This window comes from Marinomonas sp. BSi20584, assembly GCF_002792415.1.
Lineage (GTDB): Bacteria > Pseudomonadota > Gammaproteobacteria > Pseudomonadales > Marinomonadaceae > Marinomonas > Marinomonas polaris.
Genome location: NZ_KZ454873.1, coordinates 61,601 through 75,512, shown reverse-complemented (window position 1 = coordinate 75,512; position 13,912 = coordinate 61,601). Strand labels below are relative to the sequence as shown.

Below are 13,912 nucleotides of genomic sequence, written 5' to 3'. Positions count from 1 at the left end.
GTTGAGGGATTTGACTCGACGAGTTGGCTTTTTCGTTTTGGGAAAAATAGAAGAATAAAATAGCTGCGAAAAATACCAAATAAAAAGCATCTATGCAGACTTTGTCTAAGTTTGTTCCATTAGTTACGGGAGTCATCTAAGATAAACTTTAGTTTAAAGTTTATTGGATAGTTTATTGGAAAGGGTTGTTGTTAATGTTTGTAAGGTTTCTGCGTCCAAACAATCTCTCCCAAAAAATGATGCGTGTGATTTTTTCCATTTATTTGGTTGTTACCCTTCTAATCACAAGTTTGCAGTTTTTGAGTGAATATCTGAAAACGCAGGATGCTATTGTCAGTGAATTACAGCAATTGGATGCAACCGTTCGAGGTCCTATTTCGACTAGCTTGTGGCAGTACAACCACAATCAGTTAGATTCGCTCACCTCGGGGCTTATTCAAATGCCAATTATTGAAGGTGTGGATGTTTTCGATCAAAATTCGCAAAGTATAATATCGAAAAGATTTTACGATCCTACCTCTGTTCCATTGTCTATTTTTGATTCGACATCAGAATTAAGCTGGTCTCTAAATGGCGAAAGCATACCTCTTGGTACGCTGGTACTTTATTCATCCTCAGGTGTGGTGCTAGAACGAGTTTGGTTCGGCTTTGCTTTGATTGCTATTACCGCATTCATCAAGTTAACTGTTTTATTCTGGCTGTTTATTTGGGCCTTTGACCGCTATTTAGCCGCTCCTTTAAGAGAGCTGATGTCGCAGGTGAATGAGGTGCAATTAAGCCCAAGCATTAGTAAGCGAATTAATTTATCAAACACTGACAATAATGAACTCAGCCAGCTTCAAGAACATATGAATAATATGCTCAGTGCCATGTCGACAGATCGAGCTCGACTGCTTGAAGGCGAGCAAGCCCGGCGAGATTGGTTAGAAGATGCTGTGGCAAAGCGCACCGAAGACCTACAAATTCTCAATGAAAAACTCAAACACCTCGCAACAAGAGATTCTTTGACTGACGTCTTAAATCGAGGAAGCTTTTTTGAAACAGCACAACAGTTGCTGGTTCTTTCCCAGCGTCAAAAATCGATAGCGTCTTTTATCCTGATGGATTTAGATTTTTTTAAGCGTATCAATGATACTTATGGTCATTTTATCGGGGACAAAGTACTGATCCACTTTACCCAAACACTTCAGGGCTTTTTAAGAAAATCAGACCTTCTTGGCAGAGTGGGCGGTGAAGAGTTCGCCATATTTCTTCCTGATACCGGATTAGATGCTGCTTGCCAGCTTGCTGATAAAATACGTCAAACTATAAGTGATGCCGCGTTAGAAGTGGAAGGTAAGACGGTCACTTATACTGTAAGCCTTGGTGTTGAGTCATCTGGTCCCGAAGATCAATTAATTGATGAACTGTTTAAGCGTGTCGATTTGAAGTTGTACGGAGCGAAAGATAAGGGGAGAGATCGCGTTGAGAGATAATAAACTAAGAATGCTATCTTTCCTTATGTTTGCCTTGGGAGCTGGCGTGTCGAGTGTTAGCCATGCGAAAACACTAAAAGTGTGTTATGACCAATGGCCACCAATGACCATATTTCCCACAAAAGAAGTGCCTGAACGCGGTGTTGTCATCGATATGGTGGAGCAAATTTATTCATCAAAAGATTATTCCCTCGAATACTTTGAAGTGCCGCTAGCAAGGGGATTAGACATGGTAGCTGAAGGGCTTTGTGACATGCTGCCAGAATATCTCTATTCGAAGAATTCAGACAATGCCTTTGTCTATGCCAGTGAGGCAACATTTTCATACGCTACCGCTTTTGTTGTCAGAAAAAGTGACTCTTGGCGCTATCAAGGCATTCAATCCTTAAATGGCAAACGTATCGCCACGGGGCCGGGTTGGGATTACAGTTCGATGAGTGCTGGCTATCAACATTATATTGATGATCCTGCGAACTCGGATTTTGTTGAAGTAATCGCGGGTTATGATGACGTAGTTGATCGTATCTTCCATATGATTAAAGAGGATCGCGTCGACTTATACGCCGATAACGACCTTGTTCTTCAATATGTTTTAAACCAATTAGATTTAAATGATGACCTTATAATTGTGCGCCCCGGCTTTGAAAAACAATTGGTCGAAATGCCTATCTTTTCAAAACAAATGCCCGTTGAAAAAAGACAAGACTTGATCAATATTTGGAACGAAGGCCGCTTGGCCATGAAGGGCAAAGAAGAGCAGGCCCTTCTAAAAAAATACAAAGTTTCATTAGAGAAGTAACGTAAGACAGACCAGCATAGCTTTGGAATTGTTGGAAACTAAAAAAGATGGGCTCACTATCAGATCAACTCATAGAAGAGCTGACCCATCTAGAATTGACTTGTTCGATGATCAGCTTGAACCACTATTCGTATCAGCTAAGAGATCATCAACATGTACGGATAGTGAAATGCTAAGTAATACAACCGAACTCCAGCTTGAACCGATTGATGCTGTCATCACTTGGGTCGATGGAAATGCTGTGAAACACCGTCAGAAACGACAAAAATATATGGCAATGGAGTCTCTGCCGCTACATGAAAATGCGTCGAATCCTCATAGATGGATGTGTAACGATGAAATTTTGTACTGCATCCAATCGATCGAAAATCATGCGCCGTGGATAGGTAAAATCTGGATAGTTGTTGATGAGGAAGGCCCCGATTTATCAAGCCTATCAGAAAGCATTAGGGCCAAGGTGCATCTTGCTTACCATGCGGAAATCTTTGACGGTTTCACGCACGTGTTACCAACTTTCAACTCTCTAACTATTGAAAGTATGCTGTGGCGAATTGAAGGGTTGAGTGAACGCTTCATCTACTTCAATGATGATGTGTTCTTGGCTGCACCTCTAAAACCGACAGACGTTTTTGACGGACTGACTCCTATTTTGCGGGGCAAGTGGGTTGACTATAGCGGGTTGCTTAGCAGTGCCGAAACACTGGATGACCCTGCGAAATTTCACTATTTCATGCAGATAAATGCGGCGAAAATTATTGGTTTTCCCGCTACAGAGCTGTTTTCTGCTGCTCATGTTGTGCACCCTTTTCGACGTTCAAAGATGGCTGAATTGTTTGAACGGTATCCCGATGAGTTTCTCAATAACATTAAATACAGATTTCGGAATTTGGAGCAATTTCTCCCGCAGGGTCTGCATAATCATGCTTGTATCATGGACAAAGAGGCCAAGATCAACACATCAGATGACCACCTTCACATCTCGAGCGGATATGGAAAAGGACAGCCTCCTGCCGACACTTTAGCGATACTGAGTAGAGCGACAGATCCTAGCATCAAATTTCTATGCGTTAATGATCTTCCTCAACTGGTCGAAATTATCCCTAATGCTGCCGAATGGATTGCTCAGGCTATTGGTGGTTTTCCGGGGCTAAATACAGCCATTAAAGAGTTGTGTCTGCAATCAGAGGAGGCGGCGACAAATTTGGCAGAAGCATGATGTCGCTATCGAACAATGTAACAGCGGAATGAGTGGCTAGTTTACAAAAAATAAGTGTGGCTAATGGTTTAGTACACTTAAATCAACCAGACAGACAGGCTATTAGATCTTTTAGATTGTGGAAGCTAAAGAGATGGGCCCACTACCAGATAAACTCATTGGATAGTTGGCCCATTTAGAATTAACTAGTTCGACGGTGAACCTGAACCACCGTTACCTTTGCCGCCATTGCTTCCTGCACCATTACGATTACTTCCCATACCACCGCCATTCATTCCCATGTCACTAGACCAAGAAGGCAAAGTGACACCTTGTTCACGAGCCCGAATTAGCATTTGGTTGTGGTGCAAGTCACGGAATTTTTCGCGTTCTTGTTCTGTTTTTAATGCAAAATATTTCTGATGATATTGTAACCGCTCTTGCTGGGTCATGAGTTGAGAACCATAAACCATCTCCATGTCTTCACGCTGGATTTGATCCTTGTCTTGAGTTCTGTCCTGATCAGCGGCAAAAATCGGATTACTGGCCGTCATAATGGATGCACCAGCAATAATAGATAGTAAAGTGAGTTGCTTAAACATACGGATCTCCTTAAATAGGTAAAAAACCGTGTCGCCTAAGCCTTGCCAGCGATACGACCTAAGACTCAACCTCGCGGACACTCCGCGGATCAATTCTTAGTTCCATCATAGAAGTTTATTCCGACTAAGATCGTGCGCTACATCACATTAGATGAAATGAATATAACTCTTATTGTGTTATGTCTTTTTCAGTTGGCTATTTATTAAAGCCTGCTTTGCTATCTGTAGGTTAGCCTTAAACTTAGGGTCGAATTCTCATAGCTTCTTGGTTACTCTGGATCAAACTCTAATAAGACAGATTAAGGTATTTCATGCCAGAGCAACTAAACGACCAAACTCTCGATAAACAATTCGCCTTTTTATGTGAGATAGACCAACTAAAATCTGTTATCCGTAAATCGCCATTGATTGATAAATCACGAAGAGAGAACTCTGCCGAACATTCATGGCATTTGGCCATGTATGCCTTAATCCTAAAAGACAGTTCCGACAAGGAAATTAATATTGAGCGCGTGATCAAAATGCTCTTGATCCATGACATTGTTGAAATCGACGCGGGTGATCACCCGATACATGAAACGGTGGATAACACAGCTCAAGAAGAGGCAGAGCAAAAAGCTGGGGATCGTCTCTTTGGTTTATTACCAACATCTCAAGGTGAAGAACTCAAAGCCCTTTGGTACGAATTTGAAGCCGCTGAAACAAATGACGCCGTGTTTGCGAAATCTCTAGACCGACTACAACCATTGATTCACAACGTGGCTACCAACGGCGGTACATGGATCGAAGGTAATGTCAGCCATGAACAAGTTAAACAGCGTTATGGGTCAGTGATTAGCGCGGGCTCAAAAAGAATCTGGAATCTAGTGCAAAAATTGGTTGGCCAGTATTTTCATAGATAGAGTCCGCTGTCTTGAATTAGCCTAATAGTAGAAAAACAAAAAGCCGAAAATCCAGTGATTTTCGGCTTTTGTTTTCTGATACTAATCGATAGGAAGATTAGTATTGAGAGTCTTTTAACACTCGTTCGCCATAGATGCCATTCTTTGGAATAGGTGTGTAGCTAGAGTTAGCCGCGCGCATCACACGAATTCCCTCGGCACCCGCGTCACGGGCAGAAATAATGTCGCCATCTGCATCGCCGTAATAAACTTTGATGTCATTATCTTTGATGTACTTAGTTTTCGTGTATTCAGTGCGGCTTGATCCCGCAAAAATAACATCGTGCATATCTTTGATATCAAAAGTCTTTTTCAAATACTCAGTAGTGAAATTACAATCAGAACCTGTACGACCTGTAATGAAATAAATGCTATCACCACGTTCTTGGTGCATCGCAATCAACTCTTTGGCAATATTCTTCGGCATGCTGAATGCGTCCCAGCCACAGTTTGCTTTATCCCAAAAGTCTTGATTCGTTAGGTAAGAATAACCGTTTGGCGAGAATTCTTGTTGGCCACGATAAAAAACCGGCGTGCTAAACAAGGTCGTATCATCGATATCAAAACCAACCGCAAAAGGCGCCTTGCCTTGCAGCTCTTTCTGGATATCTGCAACAGAAATCATCTTCACATCAGCTGGCATGCCCGCAGTGGTCATATCAATGGTGGAATAGCCTTTATGAGTACCAGGTGTTTTTGGATCCGCGTTAGCAGATAAACTAGCGACACAAGCCAGTACAAGCGTTATCGAGCGTAGAGTATGGTTCACAGTGTTCCCTATAGGTTTCATTGTTAATAACTTGCGTATATTATCGCTAAAATATATGACTTTCTATCCATTTGGTTTGGTAGGAAATAGTTTGCGAATGAGGTTGCGTGAATCGACTGACCAGTTAATAAAGAGTCAGCTTCATCGATCTACTGGCAAGAAAGGGTGCCAATAGACCGATGATGGCTGATTTATATTATTTATTACTTAGCTTAACTACGACTTTTGCCTCGCCTAAATCGGTGCTCAAGAGTGCGCCTGATTCAGATACCTTGGTAAAACTCAAAGTATTAGCCAAGGTTTCTGTCTTGATGTAATCAAGGTGATGCTGGCACCAATGAGTCAGTACGTCACTCGCTTCGATACTAATGTCGATGCGATCCAATACCTTGTAGCCCTGTTGTTTGCGCATTTTCTGAATGTGGCTAACAATTTCTCGCATGGCGCCTTCCGCCACCAATTCCTCTGTCAGTTCTGGGTCGATGCTGATCGACACAAAACGGTTGGACGTGGTGTGCGTACCCGCTTTGGCTTGACGATAGACGTTAATCTCTTCTTGGTTAAATACTTGCCCATCCACCTCGATTTGCCCGTGAGTTTCTAGATGCTCCAGCTCTTGCTCATTGAGTTGCGCAATACGTGCTGCATAGTATTTCATTTGCTTGCCAAGGCGTTTGCCTAAAACTGGGAAATTCGCTTTAGCGTAGAAGTCGATGTAGTCATTTTCCTGTTGGCTAAAGAGTACGTCTTTGATGTTCAGCTCGGTTTGAATGTAATCCGTCAAACGAGCGATGTCGTTTAGTACCTGAGCCTCTTTATGCAATACGGTCAGCGATTTGAGCGGGGTTTTTAGTTTAATTCTCAAATCGTTACGCAGTTGACGACCCATTACCAAGATATGCTGAACACGAGCAACACTGGCTTCTAAGTCTTCGTGTTTTAACGCCGCATTTGCCGTGGGGTAGTCGCACAAATGCACAGACTCTGGCCTATCGTTAGCGGAAAAAGGCAACAGCTCTTGGTATAAATGCTCCGCAAGGAAGGGGGTAAAAGGCGCCATCAATGTATTGAAGGTATCCAAGCAAAGGTACAAAGTCTGAAAGGCTTGTTGCTTATCGTCATTCAGCTCCTTCTGCCAGAAACGAGCTCGGTTAAGGCGAATATAGCCGTTGGTGAGATCCTCGATAAACTCGAACAGCGCAGGTACCACATTGTACAGATGATAGGCTTGCATCTCTTGATTGATCTTGGTTGTCAGCGTTTGCAAACGTGACAAAATCCATTGATCCAAGATATTGTCAGAACCTTGGTTATCTCCTTTGTGCTGCCATTGGTCGATCTCGGCGTAAGTCGAGAAGAAGCGAAAACCATTGAGCCAAGGCAACAAGACCTGACGCACCATATCTTGTACGCCAGCATCAGAAAAACGTTGCTCTTCCGCCTTTACCAAGCCTGAGTTGATCAAATATAGACGCAAAGCATCCGCTCCGTAATGCTCCATCAGAGTATCAGGGGGCGTGTAGTTTTTGAGGCGCTTGGACATTTTCTTGCCATCTTCCGCCATCACGATGCCATTGACGATAACGTTTTTAAACGCTGGTCGCCCGAACAAACATTGGCTGAGAACTTGTAAGGTATAAAACCAGCCTCGTGTTTGATCCACCCCTTCTGCGATAAACGCAGCTGGGAAGTTACGTTCAAATTGCTCTTTATTTTCAAACGGATAATGTACTTGTGCATAAGGCATGGCACCGGACTCAAACCAGCAGTCGAATACTTCCGCAATGCGTCGATAGGTGCCTGGTTCCTCTGGAAGGGAGAAAGTCAGTTCATCAACATGATCACGATGCAAATCGTCGACGGTTACGCCAGTGTAGTTTTTTAACTCTTCTATAGAGCCAAGACACAAATGCTTTCCTGTTGTATCGTTTACCCAGATTGGTAGCGGAGTACCCCAATAGCGGTTACGCGATACCGACCAATCGATTGCACCTTCTAACCATTTTCCCATTCGGCCTTGTTGGATATGCTCTGGTACCCAATTGATCTGTTCGTTGTTGGCTTGTAGCTCTGCACGCATTTGCTCTACCTTGATGTACCAAGAGGGCACAGAACGGTAGATGATGGGCGTATCGGAGCGAGGGCAAAAAGGATAACTATGGGTGATGGTTTCCTGACGGTACAAAAGATCACGCGCTTTTAATGTTTGTATGATGGCTTTATCTGCATCTTTCACATACAAGCTCTCGAAGTCAGTCACTTCATGGGTGAAGCGGCCACGACTGTCTAAAGGGCAAACTGAGGCATGTAGACCATTGGCTTTGCAGACGCGGTTATCGTCTTCGCCAAAAGCGGGTGCCATGTGGACAATGCCTGTACCACTGCCAGTCGAGACAAAATCATCGGCAAATATTTGGAAAGCACCGGACTCATTCAAGTGGCTAAAATAGGGGAAAAGCGGCTCGTAGTGTTTACCACTCAAGTCTGCTCCCAAAACTTTATCAAGCACCTCTACATCACGGCCTTTGCACATAGATTCCAGTTGCGCCTCGGCGAGCCAAAGGGTTTGGTTGATAGTGGCATCATGTACTTTCACATAAGGAATGTCTGGGCCAACACACAGAGCAAGGTTTGAAGGCAATGTCCAAGGAGTCGTCGTCCAAGCGGCAAAATAGGCGTCTTCCTCTACGAGTTTAAACAACACAGTGACCGCAGGGTCTTGAACTTCCTTGTAGTTAGAACTGGCTTCAAAGTTAGATAATACGGTTTCCAGCTCAGTGGAATAGGCGATAACCTTGTCCCCTTGGTAGACGAGCCCTTTGTCCCACAATTGTTTAAAGACCCACCAAACGGACTCCATGTACCAAGGCTCCATGGTGCGATAATCGTTGTCAAAATCTACCCAGCGGCCAAGGCGCGTGATGGTCTTTTCCCACTCGCTGGCATAACGCTGAACAATGCCACGGCATTCCGCGTTGTAACGAGCGATACCCAGCGATTCAACCGCCTCTTTGGCGGACATACCAAGGGATTTATCGATTTCATGCTCGATGGGCAAACCATGACAATCCCAACCAAAGCGCCGCTCTACATGGAATCCTTTCATCGTAAAGTAACGCGGGATGATGTCTTTGATGGTTGATGCCACCAGATGACCATGATGGGGCAACCCCGTTGCAAACGGTGGCCCATCGTAAAACACATAGTCAGGCTTATGTTTCGACGCGGCAAGAGAGCGCTTAAAAATCTGTTTGTCCTGCCAAAATGTCAGCACAGCATGTTCAGCATCCACGAACGAAAAACGCTCGGATGTAGAGGAATTGTCAGCCTCAGGGGCTAAATGCGAAGGGGAGTCTTGAGTACTCATATCGGCTTCCTGTTAAAACCCAAGAAGCAGAAAAAAGAAACCCGCCTCTTGGGCGGGTTTGCTTTATTTACTCAACAACGAACCCACCACTCCTAGGAATGATGATAATAATTCGTTGCTGAGTAAGGGATACGTTTTTCATAGCTCTATTTTTACCTTTGATCAGAATGACAGTCAAGTGTGGTTGAGGTATTTATGATTCTCTTAATGATAGGTATCTATTTCGCAGCATTTTTTATATAGTCTTAAAATCAACGTAAATTTGTTGGAAATGGTTTTTTATGATTATTTCAATGCGGTTTAGCAATTTTTATAGCTTTGCCCAAGAAGCATCGATTAACTTTGCTGTGGGGAAAAAGCCAATCCCATCTGGGTTTGATGTCAACTTGCCTGACATTCGTTTAAACAAAGTGCTTGCTGTAGTTGGGGCAAATGGATCCGGTAAGACGCAATTTATAAAACCACTGGTCTTTTTAAGCTGGTTTGCTAGTTCGTCCTTTTTAAAAGGTGATCCTGATAGTGATGTTCCTTTTCAACCTCACCGTCTTCACCTTGAGGAAGACACCATGGTTGAAGTCGATTTCTTATTAGATAATCAGACTTATCGGTATCGACTTGAACTTAATAATGAACGTATTCAATTCGAAGGTTTGTATGTAAAAACAAGCAGTCAGTTCAGTTACCTATTTAAGCGAGAAAAAAAGGGTGAGACGTTTTCTTTTAAAGAAAAGGGCTTTCCTTTCCCTGCAAACAAGGCGGAAACACTGCGTGATAATGCCTCTCTTTTGTCTGCGGCCTATAGTTACGATATTTTAGAAGCTCGCCCATTTATTGATTTTTTTAAAAGTGTTGCAAGCAATGTGGCTTATATGGGGCGTAGACATTTCCGGTCTGAAGCCTTGTTTCATGCCGCAGAATCGTATGAAAAGTCTCCAACGCTAAAAGCTCGCATGATCGAAGTAATGGGAATGTTTGATTTAGGGCTGTCTAACGTGGAGATTAAAGCGTTTAAAGCGACGGACAAGGATGGCTCATCTGAACAACTTTATATGCCTATTGGCATACATCAATCTGCTGATGGAAAAGCGTTTTCCTTACCGTTTTTGGAAGAATCGAGTGGTACGCAATCGGCTTTTGTAATGTTAGAGCGCCTGTTGACCGTGCTTGAAAAGGGCGGTTGTGCTGTGATTGATGAAATCGATAATGACCTACATCCATACTTGATTCCTAAAATCATAGAATGGTTTCGCTTTGAACATACTAATCCCCATCAAGCTCAACTTATCTTCACGTGTCACACACCAGAAGTCCTTAACCGCTTGCAAAAACACCAGATTTATCTTTGTGAAAAACAGCAACAAATCTCAGATGCATGGCGTTTAGATGAGGTGGTTGGCGTACGAGCTGATGATAATCTCTATGCCAAATATATGGCTGGAGCACTTGGCGCAGTGCCAGAACTGTAAACTCTGCAATTAAAAGATGGCTAGCAAAGGAATGACATAATGGCCAAACGTAAACAGATTAGAAAAAAAGTCAGCACATCGCTTCTGGTTGTAGGTGAAGGTGCTGATGATAAAGCTTTTATAGACCACATGAAGCGATTCTTTTGTCCGAGATCTTGTGGTCGAACTGCCAAAGTGGAAGCGGGTGATGGCGGTTCAGCAGGAAATATTATTCAAAATGCCATTCGTAGTTTTAAAGCTGTTGATTACGACAAGCGATATCTTGTTCTAGACTCGGATCTTCCTCCCACTAATGCTGAAATGAAAAAAGCACATCAGAATGGCTACAAGATAATACTTTGGTCACCACAATGCTTAGAAGGTGCATTATTAGATGTACTTGGAGAGCGGGTGAACGACCATGAAATCAGTCAAGATCTTAAAAAGCGTCTGCATCCACGACTTGATGGTAAACATACCGACATGAATGCCTACCAAACCCTTTTTCCAGAAGACATCTTAGCGACCACGATGAATCAATCTGTAGGATCTGTTAAAAAAGTGTTGCTTGATAAATGAACAGTCGCAAATTAAAATGACCTTTTATTAGGTCGATTAAAGGTGCTTTAAAATGACTTCTAGAATCCTTTCCGACGTGGCTGCCAGCATTACGGAATTTAAAGCCAACCCAATGAAAGTTGCCGCCAGCGCACACGGTAAAGCGGTTGCTGTATTAAATCGCAATGAACCTGCGTTTTACTGTGTCCCTGCCGAAGCGTATGAAGCCTTAATGGATAAATTGGAAGATATGGAACTGATAGCACTCGCGAAGGAACGCGCCAATGAAGAAAGTATCCCAGTCAGCATCGCTGACTTATAAACTCGAATTCAAAAAGAGCGCTCTGAAGGAATGGCAAAAACTTGGAGCCACGCTACAGCAGCAATTCAAAAAGAAGCTGATCGAGCGTTTAGACCATCCACATGTTCTTGCTTCAAAGCTTTCAGGCGCTGACAACCTCTACAAGATAAAATTACGTCAATCAGGTTATCGCCTTGTCTACGAAGTGCAGGATGATGTAATTATTGTCACTGTTCTTGCAGTAGGAAAACGGGAGCGTAATGAGGTATATAATAAGGCGATGAAACGAGTTTGATTTTTAGGCTACAATTGTTAAATTATATCTTTAAAAAAGGATTGACTAATGAAAAATGAAAACAAATGGGCGTTTGATGAGAATTCATTTGCTTTCAATTTTTTCCTTCAATTTATTATCTATATTATTTGTGCTGTTTTAACATTTCTAACTGGGCTGATAGCATCAATCCTATGTGGTGATTTTACTCATTTAGGAAGAGCTGGAGCTGTTATTACATTGCTTGCAATTTCAATGGCTTATAGAGATTTCTATATGGATTTGCGTAATATGAGTTTTGAGGAAGTTGTTAAATTTCTTGGTAAAGAAAAGTTATTTGAAATATGGGCCTCATCATTTATTCATAAGAAAAAAGATAGGCTTGAAAAAATTAAGCCAGGATTTAATGAAAAAGATGCTCTTGATTTTTTAGATAAAATGAATAGCGTAGATGGGTTTAGTAAATATGGCGAAGATGCTTTTATAAAAGCATGGCTTAAAGAAATGTTTGATATATGGTCTAAAAAACTACGAGGTTGGGAGTTTAAAATGTTAGGGTTTGGTACTTTTTTATGGGCTTTTTCTGATTTAATAAATAATTTACTAGGGTGGTAAAAGGTAAGGTATGTTTTAAAGTATATCTAATCGAGATAGTATCTTCATTTAGCGAATCAAGATTTAAAGCCAATTCATTGAGTTGGCTTTTGTGTTTCTGAGCGACGTAAATCCTAGCTGCTTTTCTTCAACCCCAAGTAGTTCTCTATTCCTTTGATCTGGTCTTCCGCGTGGTGGTTGACGTAGAGCACGGTGGTTTCTTTGCCTTCACAGATTTTCTCGATAAGAGCTAAAACCAGCTGGCGGTTCATGTCGTCTAGGCCAAGGCAGGGTTCGTCTAGGATCAAGAGTGGCGGATGTTTCACCATGGCGCGGGCGATGAGCAGTAAACGTTGGTCGCCGTAGGAGAGTTTGTTAAATGGCTGGTCGGCGCGGTCTTTCATGCCGAGCAGTGCAAGCCATTGGTTGGCGATTTTCTTCTGGTTATCGGTTGGTTTGCTGTACATGCCAATGCTGTCGTAGAAGCCGGAAATAATCACGTTTTTGCAGCTAGTGCTGACACGATATTCCCATTGCAAAGATGTCGAAACGTAGCCGATAAATTGTTTGATCTGCCAAATGCTTTCGCCGTTACCGCGCTGGAATCCGAAGACAAAAATATCGTTGGTGTAGCATTGTGGATGATCGCCTGTGATTAAGGACAATACACAGGTTTTGCCGCTACCGTTGGGGCCGCTAAGCTGCCAATGTTGGCCGCGCTCAATGGTCCAATCCAGTTTATCGACAATGATTGTATCACCGTATTGGATGGTCGCTTGGTTGAGTTTAACTAGCGGCTGACTTGGGTTGGGTGCTGGCAGTTTGTTCGCAGGGTCGGCTTCTGGCACGCTTAGGTCGGTGGTTTTCAAATGCAGTAATTGGTAAAGCTCGTTGAAAGCATTTTCGTCTTTTTTATCTACTGTCAGTTCCACTCGTCCCTTATCAACATAAGCCACATGAGTAATAAACTCAGGCATTTCATCAAAGCGATTTAGCACCATGATCATCGGCGTTGTTTCTATGATAGAAGCGAGATGCGCTTGCAGCATGGCAAGGGTGTCGACGTCTAAACCATCGAATGGCTCGTCTAAAATTAGTAAGTCGGGTTTGCTGGATAAAGCGCGAATTAGCATGACTTTGCGGGTTTCGCCTGTGGAAAGTTTACGAAAGGCGCGGTCGAGTAGTTTGCTTAAACCAAATTTTTCTACTAGAGAGTTGGCAAGCTCCGGGTCTTGGCAGTTATCGAAAATTATTTCGTGTACAGGTGTGCCGAGTGAAATCACGTCCATGATGTCGGCGTCGTCTTTTTTCAGTTCTTTGGCAATCAGTTCGGCTTGGGCTTCAAAAGACACCAATCCCACATTTTTTGGAAGACCAGTTACTGTGCCGTTTTCAATATCGCCCACTCCGGCTAAGACTGCTGCCAAAGCGGATTTACCGGCACCATTACTGCCTGTAATCACCCAATGTTGGTTGGGTTCAATGGTCCAGTTAATCTCGCTTAGTGTAAAGCGATCATCAAAGTTCACTGTCACTTTCTTTAACTGGATAGTGTCTAAGCGGATGCTGTCCATGGTATTTCCTGATGTTTT

At 42.9% G+C, this 13,912-nt stretch carries 13 protein-coding genes; 9 read left to right on the top strand and 4 right to left on the bottom strand.

From position 1 onward, the window contains the following. The first annotated feature begins 194 nt into the window (after nt 1-194). The 3 genes from TY87_RS06325 (at nt 195) to TY87_RS06315 (ending at nt 3,490) form a co-directional block, all read left to right on the top strand. Nucleotides 195-1,475 (top strand): sensor domain-containing diguanylate cyclase, encoded by a 1,281-nt coding sequence (locus TY87_RS06325; protein ID WP_198432050.1) that lies wholly within the window; start codon nt 195-197, stop codon nt 1,473-1,475. Beyond that, a complete protein-coding gene (locus tag TY87_RS06320; protein WP_232617080.1) occupies nt 1,465-2,274 on the top strand; it encodes a substrate-binding periplasmic protein in 810 nt (269 codons plus the stop codon). The genes TY87_RS06325 and TY87_RS06320 overlap by 11 nt, the downstream gene beginning before the upstream one ends. Nucleotides 2,275-2,443: 169 nt before the next feature. Beyond that, complete coding sequence (locus TY87_RS06315) at nt 2,444-3,490, top strand: Stealth CR1 domain-containing protein (protein ID WP_100186433.1); 1,047 nt, start codon at nt 2,444-2,446, stop codon at nt 3,488-3,490. Nucleotides 3,491-3,675: 185 nt separating this feature from the next. Here the strand turns inward: TY87_RS06315 and TY87_RS06310 are convergent, their stop codons facing one another. Continuing rightward, nucleotides 3,676-4,071, bottom strand: a complete 396-nt coding sequence (locus TY87_RS06310; protein ID WP_100186432.1) for a hypothetical protein — start codon at nt 4,069-4,071, stop codon at nt 3,676-3,678. A 311-nt stretch (nt 4,072-4,382) separates the two neighbouring features. Here TY87_RS06310 and TY87_RS06305 point away from each other — a divergent pair, with 311 nt between their 5' ends. Then, nucleotides 4,383-4,973 (top strand): HD domain-containing protein, encoded by a 591-nt coding sequence (locus TY87_RS06305; RefSeq protein WP_100186431.1) that lies wholly within the window; start codon nt 4,383-4,385, stop codon nt 4,971-4,973. A gap of 97 nt (nt 4,974-5,070) precedes the next feature. Here the strand turns inward: TY87_RS06305 and aphA are convergent, their stop codons facing one another. Together aphA and ileS are read right to left on the bottom strand one after the other, a co-directional pair. After that, nucleotides 5,071-5,781 (bottom strand): acid phosphatase AphA, encoded by a 711-nt coding sequence (gene aphA, locus TY87_RS06300; RefSeq protein ID WP_100186430.1) that lies wholly within the window; start codon nt 5,779-5,781, stop codon nt 5,071-5,073. A gap of 196 nt (nt 5,782-5,977) precedes the next feature. Continuing rightward, nucleotides 5,978-9,148, bottom strand: a complete 3,171-nt coding sequence (gene ileS / locus TY87_RS06295; protein ID WP_100186429.1) for an isoleucine--tRNA ligase — start codon at nt 9,146-9,148, stop codon at nt 5,978-5,980. Nucleotides 9,149-9,429: 281 nt separating this feature from the next. Here ileS and TY87_RS06290 point away from each other — a divergent pair, with 281 nt between their 5' ends. Genes TY87_RS06290 through TY87_RS06270 form a run of 5 tightly spaced genes read left to right on the top strand, consistent with a single transcriptional unit; the run spans nt 9,430 to nt 12,341 of the window. After that, nucleotides 9,430-10,614 carry an AAA family ATPase gene (locus TY87_RS06290; RefSeq protein ID WP_100186428.1) on the top strand — a complete coding sequence of 395 codons (1,185 nt, stop codon included), beginning with the start codon at nt 9,430-9,432 and terminating at the stop codon, nt 10,612-10,614. 39 nt (nt 10,615-10,653) lie between these two features. Then, nucleotides 10,654-11,172: a hypothetical protein gene (locus TY87_RS06285; protein ID WP_100186427.1), complete on the top strand. Its 519-nt coding sequence runs from the start codon at nt 10,654-10,656 to the stop codon at nt 11,170-11,172. Between the two features lie 52 nt (nt 11,173-11,224). Next, nucleotides 11,225-11,473, top strand: coding sequence for a type II toxin-antitoxin system Phd/YefM family antitoxin (locus TY87_RS06280; protein WP_012071514.1), 249 nt, complete (start codon nt 11,225-11,227; stop codon nt 11,471-11,473). Further along, a complete protein-coding gene (locus TY87_RS06275; protein WP_442919208.1) occupies nt 11,436-11,747 on the top strand; it encodes a type II toxin-antitoxin system RelE family toxin in 312 nt (103 codons plus the stop codon). The genes TY87_RS06280 and TY87_RS06275 overlap by 38 nt, the downstream gene beginning before the upstream one ends. A gap of 48 nt (nt 11,748-11,795) precedes the next feature. Next, on the top strand, nt 11,796-12,341 hold the full coding sequence (locus TY87_RS06270; protein WP_100186426.1) for a hypothetical protein: 546 nt from the start codon (nt 11,796-11,798) through the stop codon (nt 12,339-12,341). Nucleotides 12,342-12,454: 113 nt separating this feature from the next. Here the strand turns inward: TY87_RS06270 and modF are convergent, their stop codons facing one another. Then, nucleotides 12,455-13,894, bottom strand: a complete 1,440-nt coding sequence (modF, locus tag TY87_RS06265; RefSeq protein WP_100186425.1) for a molybdate ABC transporter ATP-binding protein ModF — start codon at nt 13,892-13,894, stop codon at nt 12,455-12,457. Nucleotides 13,895-13,912: the final 18 nt, after the last annotated feature.